The organism is Streptomyces sp. NPDC060232 (assembly GCF_042726555.1).
GTDB lineage: Bacteria > Actinomycetota > Actinomycetes > Streptomycetales > Streptomycetaceae > Streptomyces.
On record NZ_JBHXAG010000004.1, the window covers coordinates 169881 to 183515 of the forward strand.

The 13635-nt window shown below is 71.0% G+C and carries 19 protein-coding genes; 9 read left to right on the top strand and 10 right to left on the bottom strand.

Annotation, left to right across the window (positions count from 1 at the left end; translation table 11 throughout):
- Nucleotide 1 precedes the first annotated feature (1 nt).
- The 8 genes from ACFWFZ_RS09155 to ACFWFZ_RS09190 all read left to right on the top strand — a co-directional run bounded on the left by ACFWFZ_RS09155 (nucleotide 2) and on the right by ACFWFZ_RS09190 (nucleotide 6552).
- Nucleotides 2-943: a hypothetical protein gene (locus tag ACFWFZ_RS09155; RefSeq protein ID WP_387118822.1), complete on the top strand. Its 942-nt coding sequence runs from the start codon at nucleotides 2-4 to the stop codon at nucleotides 941-943.
- Nucleotides 943-1656, top strand: a complete 714-nt coding sequence (locus tag ACFWFZ_RS09160; protein WP_387118825.1) for an ATP-binding protein — start codon at nucleotides 943-945, stop codon at nucleotides 1654-1656. Before ACFWFZ_RS09155 ends, ACFWFZ_RS09160 begins: the two co-directional genes overlap by 1 nt.
- A 102-nt stretch (nucleotides 1657-1758) precedes the next feature.
- Entirely contained in the window at nucleotides 1759-2352 is a 594-nt protein-coding gene (locus ACFWFZ_RS09165; protein WP_387118828.1) for a WhiB family transcriptional regulator, read from the top strand.
- Nucleotides 2349-3377: a DUF2637 domain-containing protein gene (locus ACFWFZ_RS09170; protein WP_387118831.1), complete on the top strand. Its 1029-nt coding sequence runs from the start codon at nucleotides 2349-2351 to the stop codon at nucleotides 3375-3377. Before ACFWFZ_RS09165 ends, ACFWFZ_RS09170 begins: the two co-directional genes overlap by 4 nt.
- A gap of 104 nt (nucleotides 3378-3481) precedes the next feature.
- Nucleotides 3482-3706 carry a hypothetical protein gene (locus ACFWFZ_RS09175; RefSeq protein WP_387118834.1) on the top strand — a complete coding sequence of 75 codons (225 nt, stop codon included), beginning with the start codon at nucleotides 3482-3484 and terminating at the stop codon, nucleotides 3704-3706.
- 257 nt (nucleotides 3707-3963) lie between these two features.
- Entirely contained in the window at nucleotides 3964-4326 is a 363-nt protein-coding gene (gene mobC, locus ACFWFZ_RS09180; protein WP_241518649.1) for a plasmid mobilization relaxosome protein MobC, read from the top strand.
- A gap of 4 nt (nucleotides 4327-4330) precedes the next feature.
- Nucleotides 4331-6076 carry a relaxase/mobilization nuclease domain-containing protein gene (locus ACFWFZ_RS09185; protein ID WP_387118837.1) on the top strand — a complete coding sequence of 582 codons (1746 nt, stop codon included), beginning with the start codon at nucleotides 4331-4333 and terminating at the stop codon, nucleotides 6074-6076.
- 77 nt (nucleotides 6077-6153) lie between these two features.
- On the top strand, nucleotides 6154-6552 hold the full coding sequence (locus ACFWFZ_RS09190) for a hypothetical protein (protein ID WP_387118840.1): 399 nt from the start codon (nucleotides 6154-6156) through the stop codon (nucleotides 6550-6552).
- Nucleotides 6553-6641: 89 nt separating this feature from the next.
- Here the strand turns inward: ACFWFZ_RS09190 and ACFWFZ_RS09195 are convergent, their stop codons facing one another.
- The 4 genes from ACFWFZ_RS09195 to ACFWFZ_RS09210 all read right to left on the bottom strand — a co-directional run bounded on the left by ACFWFZ_RS09195 (nucleotide 6642) and on the right by ACFWFZ_RS09210 (nucleotide 8394).
- Nucleotides 6642-7178 (bottom strand): hypothetical protein, encoded by a 537-nt coding sequence (locus tag ACFWFZ_RS09195; protein ID WP_387118843.1) that lies wholly within the window; start codon nucleotides 7176-7178, stop codon nucleotides 6642-6644.
- A 156-nt stretch (nucleotides 7179-7334) separates the two neighbouring features.
- Nucleotides 7335-7517, bottom strand: a complete 183-nt coding sequence (locus ACFWFZ_RS09200; RefSeq protein WP_352146887.1) for a hypothetical protein — start codon at nucleotides 7515-7517, stop codon at nucleotides 7335-7337.
- 236 nt (nucleotides 7518-7753) lie between these two features.
- Nucleotides 7754-7978 carry a hypothetical protein gene (locus tag ACFWFZ_RS09205; RefSeq protein WP_387118846.1) on the bottom strand — a complete coding sequence of 75 codons (225 nt, stop codon included), beginning with the start codon at nucleotides 7976-7978 and terminating at the stop codon, nucleotides 7754-7756.
- Between the two features lie 41 nt (nucleotides 7979-8019).
- A complete protein-coding gene (locus tag ACFWFZ_RS09210) occupies nucleotides 8020-8394 on the bottom strand; it encodes a DUF317 domain-containing protein (RefSeq protein ID WP_387118849.1) in 375 nt (124 codons plus the stop codon).
- A gap of 208 nt (nucleotides 8395-8602) precedes the next feature.
- On the opposite strand from ACFWFZ_RS09210, the gene ACFWFZ_RS09215 reads away from it, so the two are divergent.
- Entirely contained in the window at nucleotides 8603-8779 is a 177-nt protein-coding gene (locus tag ACFWFZ_RS09215) for a hypothetical protein (RefSeq protein ID WP_387118852.1), read from the top strand.
- Between the two features lie 177 nt (nucleotides 8780-8956).
- Here the strand turns inward: ACFWFZ_RS09215 and ACFWFZ_RS09220 are convergent, their stop codons facing one another.
- The 6 genes from ACFWFZ_RS09220 to ACFWFZ_RS09245 all read right to left on the bottom strand — a co-directional run bounded on the left by ACFWFZ_RS09220 (nucleotide 8957) and on the right by ACFWFZ_RS09245 (nucleotide 13632).
- Nucleotides 8957-9832 (bottom strand): DUF317 domain-containing protein, encoded by an 876-nt coding sequence (locus tag ACFWFZ_RS09220; RefSeq protein WP_387118855.1) that lies wholly within the window; start codon nucleotides 9830-9832, stop codon nucleotides 8957-8959.
- Nucleotides 9833-9861: 29 nt separating this feature from the next.
- Nucleotides 9862-10719 (bottom strand): DUF317 domain-containing protein, encoded by an 858-nt coding sequence (locus tag ACFWFZ_RS09225; RefSeq protein ID WP_387118858.1) that lies wholly within the window; start codon nucleotides 10717-10719, stop codon nucleotides 9862-9864.
- A gap of 41 nt (nucleotides 10720-10760) precedes the next feature.
- Nucleotides 10761-11234 carry a hypothetical protein gene (locus tag ACFWFZ_RS09230; protein WP_387118861.1) on the bottom strand — a complete coding sequence of 158 codons (474 nt, stop codon included), beginning with the start codon at nucleotides 11232-11234 and terminating at the stop codon, nucleotides 10761-10763.
- Nucleotides 11231-12040 carry a hypothetical protein gene (locus tag ACFWFZ_RS09235; RefSeq protein ID WP_387118864.1) on the bottom strand — a complete coding sequence of 270 codons (810 nt, stop codon included), beginning with the start codon at nucleotides 12038-12040 and terminating at the stop codon, nucleotides 11231-11233. The genes ACFWFZ_RS09230 and ACFWFZ_RS09235 overlap by 4 nt, the downstream gene beginning before the upstream one ends.
- A 1-nt stretch (nucleotide 12041) precedes the next feature.
- Nucleotides 12042-12647 (bottom strand): DUF4913 domain-containing protein, encoded by a 606-nt coding sequence (locus ACFWFZ_RS09240; protein ID WP_387118867.1) that lies wholly within the window; start codon nucleotides 12645-12647, stop codon nucleotides 12042-12044.
- A gap of 94 nt (nucleotides 12648-12741) precedes the next feature.
- Nucleotides 12742-13632 carry a DNA cytosine methyltransferase gene (locus ACFWFZ_RS09245; protein ID WP_387118870.1) on the bottom strand — a complete coding sequence of 297 codons (891 nt, stop codon included), beginning with the start codon at nucleotides 13630-13632 and terminating at the stop codon, nucleotides 12742-12744.
- Nucleotides 13633-13635 lie beyond the last annotated feature (3 nt).

Consider the following 13635-nt stretch of genomic DNA (forward strand, 5'->3'; position numbering starts at 1 on the left):
CGTGGCGAGGATTCGAACCTTCAAGCCCGAAGCCTTCACCTCCGAGTCCCTGGCTCAGGTGAGCGTCTACGCTGAACGGACCTTCTTCGGCCTGATCAGCCGGGCCGACGACCACGGCCGCCTCCGTGACCAGCCCGCCGCGCTCTGCGGAGAGCTCTGGGCCGTTCGCGGCGGGCGCGTGCCGGTCGACGTCGAAGACGACCTGATCCAGCTCGCCGCCGCCAGCCTGATCTGCCGCTACGAGGACGACGAAGGCAAGCGGTACCTGCACATCGTCACCTGGCACCGGCACCAGAAGATCAACCGCGCGAGCCGCAGCCGACTCCCCGAGTGCCCGCAGCACACCTCCGGGAAGCCGAAGCCGGATGCGCCGCAGGCTCACGGAGACGTCCCGGAGTCCTCAGTGAAGGCTCACGGAGGACTCACTGATGACGCACGAATCCCCGCCGCATCCTCCGGAATGCACGAAACCGCAGGTCGCGAGGCATTCAGTGAGTCCTCGCTGAACACTCACGGAGGGAGCGCTGAACCCGCGGTGAGCCCTCACGCCCTGGATCTTGGACCTAGGAACCTGGATCTAGGAACTTCTTCCCCTTCGGGGGGCGCGAGCGCCCAAGCACCGGAGACCACCTCGGCTCAGCAGCTCATCGCCGAGTACGCCGCGGCCTGCGCACATCACCCGCCCAGCGGCGTCCTCGGTCACCTCGGCCGCGAGACGGCCAAGCTCCTCGCGGAGGGCATCGAACCCGGCCACATCCGCGCCGGGCTGGCCCTCCACCGCGCCAAGGGCCTACACCCCAGCACCCTGCCGAGCCTTGTCCACGAGGCCATGAACGCCACCCGCGCCGGTTTGGTCCGGCCGGATTCCCGGCCTAGCGTGCCGGGTCACCGGTCCTGGGCCAATCCCGCCGACCCTGCCGCCGCCTACGCCGAGGAGCTGTGATGCGCGACTACGACGCCCAGCCTGTCGGCGGCATCGCCCGCCGCCTGGCCCACATCCTGACCTCGCGTGGCCTCGACCCGAACGCCAAGCTCACCGACCCGGCGGAACCCCTCCCCGCGCTCCAGGCAGCCCAGGCCCGTATCCCGGCCCGCTACCGTGCCGCCGTCGCCGACCACCCGGCCGTCGTCGCCTGGGTCCGCGAAGTCGCCGAGGGCGGACGTCCGGGGCCCGAAGGCGCACCGGGGCTCGCCGAGGGCCGCTCGCTGCTGATCGTCGGCACCACGGGAACGGGCAAGACGTACCAGGCGTACGGGGCGGTCCGCTCGCTCCTGATCGCCGGGGTTCGGCTGCGCTGGAAGGCGATCACCGCTGCCGACCTGTACGCGGAGCTGCGGCCCCGTCCCGGCCACGACGGCGAGCGGGAGTTGATGGACCTGGCCCGCTGCCCGCTGCTGATCATCGACGACCTCGGTGCCGCGAAGACCAGTGAGTGGACCGAGGAGATCACGATGCGGCTCATCAACCGCCGCTACAACGCGATGCTCCCGACCCTGATCACCACCAACCTCGGCATGGCCGACCTGCGGGCCCACATCGGCGACCGCGTCGCCTCCCGTCTCACCGAGATGACCGACCGGGTCATCCTCGACGGCCCCGACCGCAGACGAGCCCTCGCGGCCGAGCGGCGTCGTATCGCCGCCGCCAGCGCCTGACCCTTCCCCGCGACGGCCGGCACCGGCCCGCATTCCTCACCTGCACCAACCCCCAGGCCGCCCCTGCCCGAACGCGGCCCGGGGGGATACGGAGACATCCCCATGCACCGCACTGACACCCCGCAGCCCCGAGCTCTCGGCGACCACACCTGGCGCGACCAGGCCGCCTGCCGCTCGACCCCGCACCACCAGGTCGACCCTGAACTCTTCTTCCCCGAGCCCGACGAGGTCGACCGCATAGCCGCCGCCAAGGCTCTGTGCGCGCAGTGCCCGGTCCGCAGCACCTGCCTCGACGCCGCCCTCGAGAACGGCGACCGCGACGGCATCCGGGGCGGCATGACCGAAGAGGAGCGAGAGGCCCTGCACAGCAAGTTGGGGGGCCGCCTCAGCTACTCCCGCGTCAACGAAGCCCTGGCCGGCCGCGACATCCACCTCACCAAGGCCGAGCGCAAGGCAGTCGTCCGCGCCGCCTACCAGGCCGACATCCCCGCCGAGCAGCTCGCCCGGATGCTCAAGGTCACCGAGGCACACGCCGGGAAGCTCTACCGCCGCACCCGCCGCGAGATCCGCAACCGCGCCGTCGACCAGCAGAAGAAGGCGAACGAGGCAGCGAAGACACCCGACAACGCCCCCCAGGTCCTGAAGAATCCCGCCGCCAAACTCCCGGCCCGCGACGACCTTGGGACGGCGGCGTGAGCCACATCGCGCCCGTACCGGCGCGGATCAACGGCTGGGACCGGGCCGCCGTCGTCGCCCTCGGCGGCGCGGGATGTGCCCTCTCGTACGACGCCCTCCAACAGATGGCCACCGCGATCCACGTCCGAGGGCTCCTGACCTACCTCTTCCCCCTGGTCATCGACGGATTCATCGCCTACGGAGTGCGTGCCCTCCTGGTCCTGCGTACGGCTCCACTCGCCGCCCGCTGCTACGTGTGGACCCTGTTCGGCACCGCGACCGCCGCCAGTATCTGGGCCAACGCCCTGCACGCCGTACGGCTCAACCAGCAGCACGGTGGGGCGGGCCTTCGGCTCGGTGACCTCACCGTCGGAGTCTTGTCCACGCTGGCCCCGCTCGCCCTGGCCGGAGCCGTCCACCTGTACATCCTGATCGCCCGGCGGGCCACCGAGGTCGACCTGTCCGGACACCCGGAGACCTCCGGCGTCCGGACGGAGCGGGTCACCGGTCACCGCCCGGACACCCACTTCGGCTGGGGCGGACGAGGCCCAACCCCGGTCACCTCCGGTCACCCCGCCGCGTTGCCCGGCCCGGACACCGACAGCCCGGCGGTCACCCAGCGGCCGGACACCTCGGAGACCCACACCCCGGACACCGTGTCCGGAACGCGGGAGAAGCCGGTCGAACCGGAGCCCCAGCACGGTGGCCGCGACGCTGACCAGGGCGGACACCCCGCTCCCAGACCCCGCCCGGTCACCCACCCCGTCGATCCGGCCAAGCGTTCGGACGCCGCTTCGGGCCCGATCCCAGAGGCTGGGCCCACCACCCGTCCGGACGACGGCGCCCGCAAGTCGGCCCCGGTCACCGACGAGCAGCTTCTCGCGATCGCCCGCCCGGCGGTCACCGAGGCTGGCGACCTGACCCGGAAGGTCGTGGCGGACGCCATCCGCGGTCACGGACACGGCCTCGGCAACGACCGGCTCACCGTCCTGATGCAGCACCTCCGCAAGGAAGCGGACAAGGCTCCGGACACCCGGACCGGCTGACCGGACAGCCCGCTCGGCGGGTGCCCCACCCCGGACATCCGGACCGGCGCACCCGCCGAGCGCACGACTCCCTCCCACTCCACACACGTACTGGAGCCGCCACCATGCGCACCACCACGGCCACCCGAGCCGAAGCCGACGCCTGGATCACCGTGCTCAGCCGGTACGGACACCTCCATCACGCCGAACCCGGCCCCGACGGAGCCTGGACCGTCCAGCGCACACACACGAGCACACCCCGCACCCTCCACCACCCCGTCCTCGCACTCGACTTCGTCGCCGAAGTCCTGCGCGACGTACGTCGCGACCCCTCCGGACTGCTCCGATGACGCCCACCGATCGGCCCTCCGCCCCCGCTGACCTGGGCGAGGGCCACTGCCCGGCACGAGGCCGAGCAAGCTGTACCTTCCGAAACTCCTCCGCAGCCACGGGCGGCGGAGGAGTTTCGGAAGGGCTTGCCCCCGCCCCCGAAGGGGCGGCGGAGGCCCGGCACCAGGGGGTGCCGGACTCTGGGGCTGCGACCGAGGGCGGATCGCAGCCGGAGGGACAAGAAGCCGCGCGTTCCACGCCGCGTACGCGCCCCCGCATGCGCCAGAGCGTCCACCGCGACCAAGTCCGCAGCGTCCGCCTGACCCGCGACGAACTCGACACCGTCAAGCGCGCCGCCGAAACGGTCGGCCTGAAGACCGCCGGGTTCCTCGCCGACGCCGCGGTCGCGGTCGCCCAGGCCCAAGGCGGTCCCAAGGCATGGCTGTTGGACCAGCGCGGACGCGTCGAGGAACTGATGTCCGCCAGCGCCCAGCTCGCCCGCGCCGGCAACAACCTCAACCAGGTGGCCCGCGTCCTCAACTCCGGCGGACATGCCGAGTACGCCGACGACGCCGTCGCCCGAGTCCTGCGCGCCGCCGCCCGCATCGAGGCAGCCGCCATCGAGATGGCGAGGCGCTGACACCGTGGTCCCGGACATCTCCACCGGCAGCCGCACGTACGGACTCCTCGCCTACCTCTACGGCCCCGGCCGCCGGGACGAACACACCGCCCCGCACCTCGTCGCAGCCTGGATGCCGGAACTCGCACCCGACCCCGGTCGCGATCCGACCGCCACCCTCAAGCAGCTCACGGACCGGCTCGACCTCCCCGTCCTCGCCCTACCGAAGGACCGCCGCCCCGCCCAGCACGTCTGGCACTGCCCGGTCCGCACCGCCCCCGGTGACCGGCACCTCACCGACGCCGAATGGGCCGAAGTCGCCCGCCGCATCGTCCACGCCACCGGCATCGCCGAGGAAGGCGACGACAAGGCGTGCCGCTGGATCGCCGTCCGCCACGCCGACGACCACATCCACATCGTCGCCACCCTCAAGCGCGAAGACGGACGAAGCCCGCGCCGCCACCAGGACGGCATCCGCGCTCAGGCCGAGTGCCGCAGGATCGAAAAGGAGTGGGGCCTGCAGATCCTCAACGAAGGAGACCGCACCGCCGCCCAGCGCCCCACCAGCGCCGAACGCGCCAAGGCGGAGCGCACCGGCCGAGCCGAGCCGCCCCGCGAGACGCTGCGTGATCACGTCCGGCAGGCGCTGGCCGGCGCCGCCGACGAGGACGAGTTCTTCCGCCGCCTCACCGAAGCCGGCCTCCGCCTCGACAAGCGCCTCGCGCCCTCCGGCGACGTCCTCGGATACAAGGTCGCCCTCCCCGGCGACCGCAACCGTGACGGCGAACCCATCTGGTTCCCCGGCTCCCGCCTCGCCCCCGACCTCTCCCTCCCCAAGATCCGCCAGCGCCTCGCCGCCGGACCGCCCGAGGACGAGCTGACGTCCACCACGGGCCCCGCCCCACGCTATGGGCGCCCGGCCGGCGCGCGTCGCGACGCCACCCACGTCGCCGAACAGGCCGTCACCGTGCTCACCGGGGACGACGACGCGGCGGGCGCCGCCCAGCTCGTCGGCATCGGCGAACTCCTCGACGCCGTCGCCCAGACCGCCCCGGCCTCCACCCGCAAGGAACTCGCCGAGGCCGCCCGCGCCTTCGAACGCGCCACCCGCTCCCACACCCGCGCCGAGCACGCCGACCACCGCGCCCTCCGCTCCGCCGCGCGCGGCATCGTCCGGGCCGGCAACGCCCTCGGCAAGGGCGAAGATGGCGGCGCCACCGCGATGCTCCTGTCCACGATGGTCCTCGTCACGATCGCCGCCATCCGCTGGCACTCCGCTCGCGGCCACGCCCAGCAGGCCGCCGCCGCCCGACAAGCCGCGCAGCACCTGCGTGCCGCCTACCGGTCCGCAGCCGCCACCCCCATGAAGGAGATGCGCGAGCAAGGCCGCCGACTCCCCACCCCTGTACGCGATCGCTACGTCCACACCGTGGAAGCCGCACTGCCTGGGCAGGCCAGCCACATCCTGCGTGAGCCCGGCTGGGACGCGCTCGCCGCCACCCTCGCCCAAGCCGAACGGGCGGGACACGACCCCGACGCCCTGCTCCAGCAGGCGATCGAGTCCCGCGAGTTGGACACCGCCGACAGCGCTACCGACGTTCTCGTCTGGCGCCTGCGGCGCATCGGGAAGCTACCCGCCACAGCGGACCTGTCCCGCACACGAGCGCACCAGCGGACACCGGCGCCGCCCCGAGCCTCGAAGCCGCAGGCAGCCGAGCCCACGGTTCGCAACGACACGAACAGCTCCCGCAGGTCGGGACCCCGGCGCTGACCAGCACCTCAAAGGGTTGGACGCCCACGGCCAGCGGTGTTATGGCTGGTCAACAACAGGACGAGGAGACGATGCCGATGCTCAGCGAAGACCTCCGGACCCGGAGAACCGTGCTGCCGGAAACGGCACCCGACGACCCCTTGCTGAGACTCCAGGAGGAGATGCGGCTCGGCGACGGCATTATCCGTCTCCGCGCCACCACCCACCCCGAGGAGATCCGCGTCGGCGGCATCCTGGTGATGTGCCCGAACTGCGGAGCCCGGCGCAACTGGATGGTCATCTGCGACCGCAGCCAGATCAGCATCCGATGCCGGTGCGCGCACCAGTGGGTCGAGCCCGAGCTGACGCGCGCGGACTACGAGGCGATGATCGACATCGGCGGCCAGGACTACCCAAGCCTGGAGGACGCCGCCCAGGCCGTGGGGTACGACGGCACGCTCGCCGGCACTTATCTGTCGGAGCCGAGACTTGAGTAGAGCTCATGTCGGCGTTCGCGACGCCCCTTGCGGGGCAAGGGCTGCGGCAGCAGCCCCGGCCCTCTACCGCGATGGGACGGCTGCCCCAATCAACCCTTTCTCAGCTTCTTGGCGATCTCCTTCAGTTGTCCCACAACGGTCTCCGAATGAATTGCGGTCTCCGGCCAGACGTCCAGATCCATGTCGTAAGTCATGGTCTCGACGGCGCCGAACGGTCCGTCCGCATTCACCGTTGCCCTGTAGACCAGCGGCAGCGGAGGATCCGCAGCGAAGTACTTGTGACCGAGGTCCATGTTGTAGATGATCTTGCGCCCCGGAGGCATTGAGGGGATCGTCCGACCGACCACGCGCCGCAAAATTTCCTCTCGCTCTGAGTCAAGAGTGCTGCGGAGCGGTGGCTCGATTTGCAACCTGACATTTCTCGCAACAGTTGGGCCGAGGTTCTCGACAGAGAGGCACAGCATCTGGGACTCCGGGGCACGAGGACTGATGTCAACGATGACGTACGGCTCAAGCTGCTCCCGACGTACGCGACGCGAAAGGCTGAGCTGCTTGTAGCCAACTACTGTCGTGACGATGCTGACGAGCAACGCCGCACTAGCAAACGCCAAAGAGAGACGGTCCATGGGTACTCAGTACCAGATCACGGCTTCGGTGTGGTCGCGTGACGCTCGGGTTGCGACGTCCGGTCAGCTCAGTGGTGGCCCTCAAACCATGACCCGAACGCGCCGAGGGGGCTGCCCAATGGGCAGCCCCCTCGGCGTTCGAGGCGCGTGTTGGCGTCAGACGTCAGCAAGGTGGTTGGCGACGTGCAGCGCGTCGATGGCCACGGACAGCGCGGCGTGCAGACCGATGGTCTCCAGCAGCGTGGGATAGACGACCGGGGTCCAGTCTCCGTGGAGGTTCGGCCAGGTGGCGAGGGTGACGTCCGCCGAGGCCAGGCCGAGGTGGGCGGTGACGTTCATCCCGCCTGAAGGGGCGGATTCCCAGAGCAGCAGAACGGAGCCCGGACGAAGAGGAACGCGGTCTTGCGCGGACACCCAGGTCGTGGGAATCGGCTCTGTGGCGCAGCGGGGCACGGAGCGGACGAGAGCACCACGTACGCCTGGAGGCATAGGGCGTTGGGCGACATCGCCAAGGGACAGCGGCGGGCGCGGAGGCTCCTTCCTGCCCGTCGCGAACTGCGAGCGTGAACGGCGGTTCACACGTCGGTCCAGTCGAGTTGAGCGCGGACCTCAGGTGGCAGCACGCCCTCTTGGCCGTTCTCGGCAAGGTAGACAGCACCGTCGGGGCCGCTGATCTCGATGACGCGACCGATGCGGTGGGCCTGGGGCCAGTCTGGGTTGACGGCGAGGTACGCGGGGAGATCTGGGTCGACTGCCTGGAGCTGGTGGATCAGTTGGCGAACGGTGATCTCGCGAGGCAAGAGAGACTCCATGGTTGGTGAAGCGGGGCGGTCGGCGTAGGTCAGACGCAGGCGCAGCAGCGGCTGGGGAAGGCGATGAGTGCCGCGAGGAATCCGGCCACGGCCTGGGCCGGGACACTCGACCCGAAGGTCTGGCTCCATGCCACCCGGCCGTCGGCTCCTTTGACCTGGATGTGCCACAGCTCGCCGCGCGCGGCCTCCTCGGTCTCGGGAAGGAACCCGACGTACACACGCTGGTCGGGGCTGGAGCAGTGGACGTTGGCGGAGAGGTCGGGGATGACGTCCCACCCCTGGCCTTTGAGGAGGTCGATGACTGGGCCCGCACAGTGACAGTCGAGCAGCCACTCGCGGTCGCCGAGTGCCGAGTGACGAGGTGCGGCGGGGACATGGGACGGGGCGGTGACAGAAGGCGTCACGAGTAACAAACCCTTCGTTGACCTGCGGTTTTTCGAAGCGGTCGTACGTTGACATGGTCCAGGAGCAGGTCTCCAGTCCTTCCCGGGGATGGGAGTCTGCCGTGGGCGAACTGGCTGCGGCGGCGCCCGCAGGTGATCACTCGGGGGAATGGATCGGTCGCCCCGGGAGCTGTTTCCGGGGCGACCGATGGAAGGCGGGCAGAGCGGCGTGCTGAATCAGGAGATGGGTACGTACGACGAGACCGTGGACGACGCGGTAGCAGCGTCCGTGGGCCGATCCCGCATGGCGGACGGCAGACGGATCAACCTGACCGTCGAGGCGCTGGCGGAGGCGGTCGGCGCTGGCGGGGGCGACATCACCTGGGGCGTCGTGGGGCCGACGTGAGCTAACGGCGGCTCGTGAAGCTGCCGGGCTGGTGGTGCAGGGAGCTGCCGCCCGGCCGTCTCCGGCACCCGTAGGGACGCCCACGACCGCTGCGGTTGAGCGGTCGCGAGCGGTCTCCACTCGCGTCGTGGCCGACGGTGCCAGTGAGCGGGAGAGGCCGTCGGCGCGGGCTGGCGTTTACGAGCGCCCCGCCGCGGCCCGCCGTTGGTGGGCGGGGCGGGCCGGCGGGACGGCACTGAGGGTGCCCGTGGTTGCGGATGCCGCCGGTGTGCGGCGGACGAGGTGACCTCCGTGAGAGCGGGCGCGTGCGGCTGTGGCACGCCTGACGTCCAGCGGAGTTGGCACCGGGGGCAGCACGGGGCGTGTCCGAGCGGCGCTGCGGTTGCGCTGCGGGATTTCGACCTCGTAGCGAAGCACAGGGCTGGGGTCGGCCAGGCGGGCGGTGGTCGCCGCGATCAGATCAACGGGGACGGCAGAGGTGAACGTGGCGTACCAACGTGAGCTGTACCCGTCCTGGCCGCCCCAGAGCAGCCAGCGGTCCTGGTCGCCACGGAGTTCGGCGTGTCGATCCAGGATCCCGCCCCTGTAGGTGAGGCCGGCGAGTCCGTCGGGCGCGGTGAAGAGGGTGGTGAGCCGCCAGCTCCCTCGCTTCCAGCCAGCGCCTTCCAGGGGCCGAAAGCCTTCCTCGGCCGGGCGACGAGGGCCGGTCAAGACGGTGTCCGGATCCTCGGCGTAGCTGGTGGCGACGGCGGAGGTGAAGGCGGTCACCAACTCAGTCGGCGTGTTGGAGTCGAAGGTAGCCAGCCAGTCGGGCGGCCCGAACGGGTCGTGGTGGGCTGCGACCTTCCACAAGGTGTTGTCCGGGCCCTCGGGCAGGAAACCGAGCCGGACATGCTGATCAGGGGAGGAGACGTAGACGTTAGCCAGCTCGTCGGTCTGCAGCGTGAAACCGTGGTCGAGGAGTGGTTGCATCGCCGGGTCGCCGATGGTGGTGGAGCCGGCGAGGTACAGAGGGGTCACGTAGACGTCGCCATCGAGCGTGCGTGCGGGCATGCGGGATCTCCGGGTATGGGCTGCGGCCGTCAGCGCTGACGGCGGGAACGACCGTGGGTGGCGAGTGGTGCCGACGGGATTGCGGCCTCTGCCCCGGGTGCGGCCGCATGGGCGGCGTACGGCCGGCGGGCCAGGGCCGCCTGGGCCCGAGGGCGAGCTGTCGGCTTGGCGAGGCGTACGTGCACCAGGTCGCGGTGGCGTTCGGGGACCTCGTCGGCGAAACGCGGCACGGCGTCGGGGCTGGTGAGAGCTGCGGCGGCAGCGGTACGCAGGTGCTGCGGGGTGCTGCCGCTGAAGAAGGCCCTCCAGCTCGGCGCGTGGACGGGGTCGATTCCGCCGGACAGGCGCCACATGGACTTCTCCGGCGTCAGCAGCTCGGTGTACTCGTCGAGCCACCCGCTGCGCGTGCGCATGGCCGTGCGGTTGTCCGGCGAGACGATCCAGTACGGCCGACTTCCGTGCATCGGCTCCCAGTCGCTGCGAAGCAGTACATCCTCGGGGCCGAGGCCGGTGTGGTGCCTGCCGCCGCCGAGGTAGTCCCGGAAGTGGTTGGGCAGGCTGTGGACGAGCGTCTCGGTGAAGGCGGCGGCGATCTCGTGGGGCGTGTTGCGGTCGAAGGTGGTGATCCAGTCCGGAACGCCGAGCGGGTCCTCGGCGTAGGTGATCGTCCATCCGCCGTAGTGGCTCTCCACGGGGTTGGCGATACGGACTCGCTGGCACGGGCTGGCGTAGTACGCGTCCGTGCCGAAGGCGACGGTCTTCGTCCACCCGGCGGCGTTGTCGAGGATGCTGAAGACGGCCTCCCTCGTTCCGGGGCCCGCGAGGTGGACTGGCGCGACGAGAACCTCGGTATTCGGGGCGAGATCGCCGAGGTCGAGTGGTGGCATGGGGAAGTGCCTCCGGGCTGTGTCGGATGAGGAGCTGGGAGTCATGGCCGACGGCGCGCTCGCGGCGGAGCAGTGGAGGCGGCGGGGGTCGGCGAACCGGCGTGTTCCGGAGCTGCGCTCCCACGCGGGGACCGGGACCGTGCCGCCTGGGCACGGCGGCCGTGAAGCGGCGCTGTCCCGGCGGATGCCTCGCGTTCGCGGTCCAGTCGGTGAGCCGCGGTGCGGTACGCGGCCTGGTCCTGGCGCTCGCCGACGGCCAGGAGGTAGATCTCCCGGCGGTGCTGCGAGGACGCCGGCGCGTCGCGGTACTGGATGACCATGCGCCAGCGGGTCTCCGGATCGACGTAGATCTTGTGACAGCCCGCGAGCTCGCGGGTCAGCGCTGCGCCACGTTCGTTCCCGTGGACCAGGTGCTGCAGCTCCAGCAGGGCCAGGTCGCGGATTCGATCCGGGACCGCGCGCAGGTCGGCCAGGGCCTCGGGGTGGGCCGCGAAGGCGTACCGCGCCCGGCTCACCGCGCACCCCGGCCGGAGCGCGGTACGGAAAGAAGCGCCGGTCGTGGAGCCGTGACAGGCGCCGGGGGGACCGCGAGGCCGGCGGTTCCGGCGAGCGGCGAGCGGGTGCGGGCGGCCAGGGCCCTGTGGTCGCTCTCCGGGGCCGGGGCCGGGGCCATCGGGAGGGGAGCGTCGCGGTCCATGGCCCAGGTGTCCGCTGCCTCCACGCTGGTGAAGGCGCCTTCGCGCACCGTGTAGGAGCGGAAGTCCTTGGCCGTCTCCTCGAGGAAGAGGCGGTAGGGGGCGTGCGCGGAGGCCGGGTGGCTGTCGTGGACGAGAGTGCGCACCTCGGTGCCGAAGTCGAAGGAGCCCGGGTTGTCGGTGTGGTGGTCGATCACCTCGTACCGGCCGCCGGGGTTGCTCCGGAGTAGGTCCTCCAGCCGCGAGGTGAGCGCGTCGGCCGGGCGTGGCCCATGGTTGCTGGTCGGCACGGCGGCCTCCGGCGGACAGCCCCGGCGGGTGAGCCAGTTCTGCGCGAGCGGCACGACGGGAACACGCTCGTAGTCGAAGGCGAACGTTCGCTGCTCGACGTCACGGGTGAGGTGGAGCGCGACGTACTCCGCCGTGCCGGGCACGTCCCAGATGGCCGCCCGGTCGTAGAACAGCAGGTAGCTGTCGCGTCCGTCGGCGCTGTGGTGCTCGGCGAGGGGGACGAACATGTCGTCCGAGAGCGTGACCGAGAAGAAGTCCTCTTCGATTCGCTCGGTGGCTGCTTCGAAGCCTTCGATCCGGTAGTCCGGCGCCTGGGTTTCGTATGTGTCGGTCACGTCAGGCTCCCGCAGGCTCGGGCGAGGCCAGGAGCCGGTGGTTGGGGCGGGTCGGGCTGGTGGTGCACGCGCCGAACGGGCCGTCGGGCGTGCGGAGTTGGAGCAGAGTCGGGTCGAGGTGGTCGCGGTGCCACGTCGAGGGGCCGGTGAGGCCGGCCTCGACGTCGGTGAGCTGCTGCCAGGCGAGCCACAGGGCGTGCAGGCGGGCGACGGCCTCGGGATGCTCCTGCCACTGCTGGCACCACGGGCGGCCGGTGGTGATCTCCCGCCCATAGACCGGCAGCAGCAGGTCGTGCACCCAGCTCGTCAGCGCCGCGAGCTCCTCGACGTACGCCTTGCCATCGAGCGCCAGGATGAAGATGGACGCCGGGCCCTCCTGCGAGCCGCCCGGCTCGGCCGCCGCCGACGCGGCGACCGAGCCCTCTCCGCCACCGTGCTCGGCTCCGCCGCCCTCGTCGTCCGAAGGCGGGACGTCGTCGGTGAGGCGTGCGAGCGTCTCGCCCTGTTTGCGGCTCTCCGCGACCAGCCTGGCGACCGTGGAGACCAGGTCGTCCAGGTCGTTGTCCGGCACGCGTATCGGCTCGCTCTCCTGAGCGGGTTCAGCCATCGCTACCCCTCCGCAAGATCGGGTGGTTGGGGTGGCGAGGATCCGGAGAAATCCGGGTTTGGCCCGGCCGGAAATCCGGTGTAGAAGCCGCCCTTCACCGCGAGCCGTGACGGCCACAGAGCGGGACCGGCGGAGCGAGGATCTCCAGCGCGCGAGATGCCTGTTGCGGCACGACTCCGTTGCCCAGAGCGGCCAGTTGGGCGGGGCGTCCCAGTCCCGGAGTGGCCGTCACCCAGCCTGGTTCAAGCCCTTGCATCCACTCCACGAACAGTGGGCTGAGGCGTCCCGCCTCGTCGGTGGGCCGGGGTGCCGGGCGCGTTGCCCTCTCCCATCGGGCGATGGCGGCGGCGTATGGTCCCCACGCCCCTCGTCCGTCGGTGTCGGAGGGGTGAACAAGGGGAGTACCACTGCCGAGAGCGGGGGCCGGAAGCCCGCGCCCGGTCGGCGTCCGGGAGTGCCGGTGTCGCTTGCCCGTGGGGTCGGCAGCAGTCGGGCTGCCGCCGAGGGGAGTGTCAGGTCCCCGTTCCCGTGACGCTGGTTCGGTGATCCTTTTGTGCCGTCCGACGCCTTCGGCGTCGGCAGCAGCCACTCGACCTCGTCCGCAAGATTCGGACCGTGCCCGCCCCGCTTCCTCTTCGTCGGGTGCTGGCTCCCTCCGTTCGTGGTCAGGTTGCTCGTTGGTGTCTTGAGCAGAGCTGAGCCGCCGGGACTGCCAGGCGGTGAGGAAGATCCGCTCGCGACGGTGCGGAGCTCCGACATCAGAGGCGCGAAGCACGCGCCAGCGCGCATCGAACCCGAGGTCGGCCAAGGAGCCGAGTACGGCACCGAGTGCGCGCACAGCAGGCTGGCCTGCGGTGTCTTCCAGACACCACGGGCAGGGTTCCACGTCGCCAGGGGAACCGGCGGGGGAGGTGAGGAGTCCTCGGACATTCTCGATGACCACCAGGCACGGGTTGAGGGCTTCGATGGCACGGACGATGTGCAACCA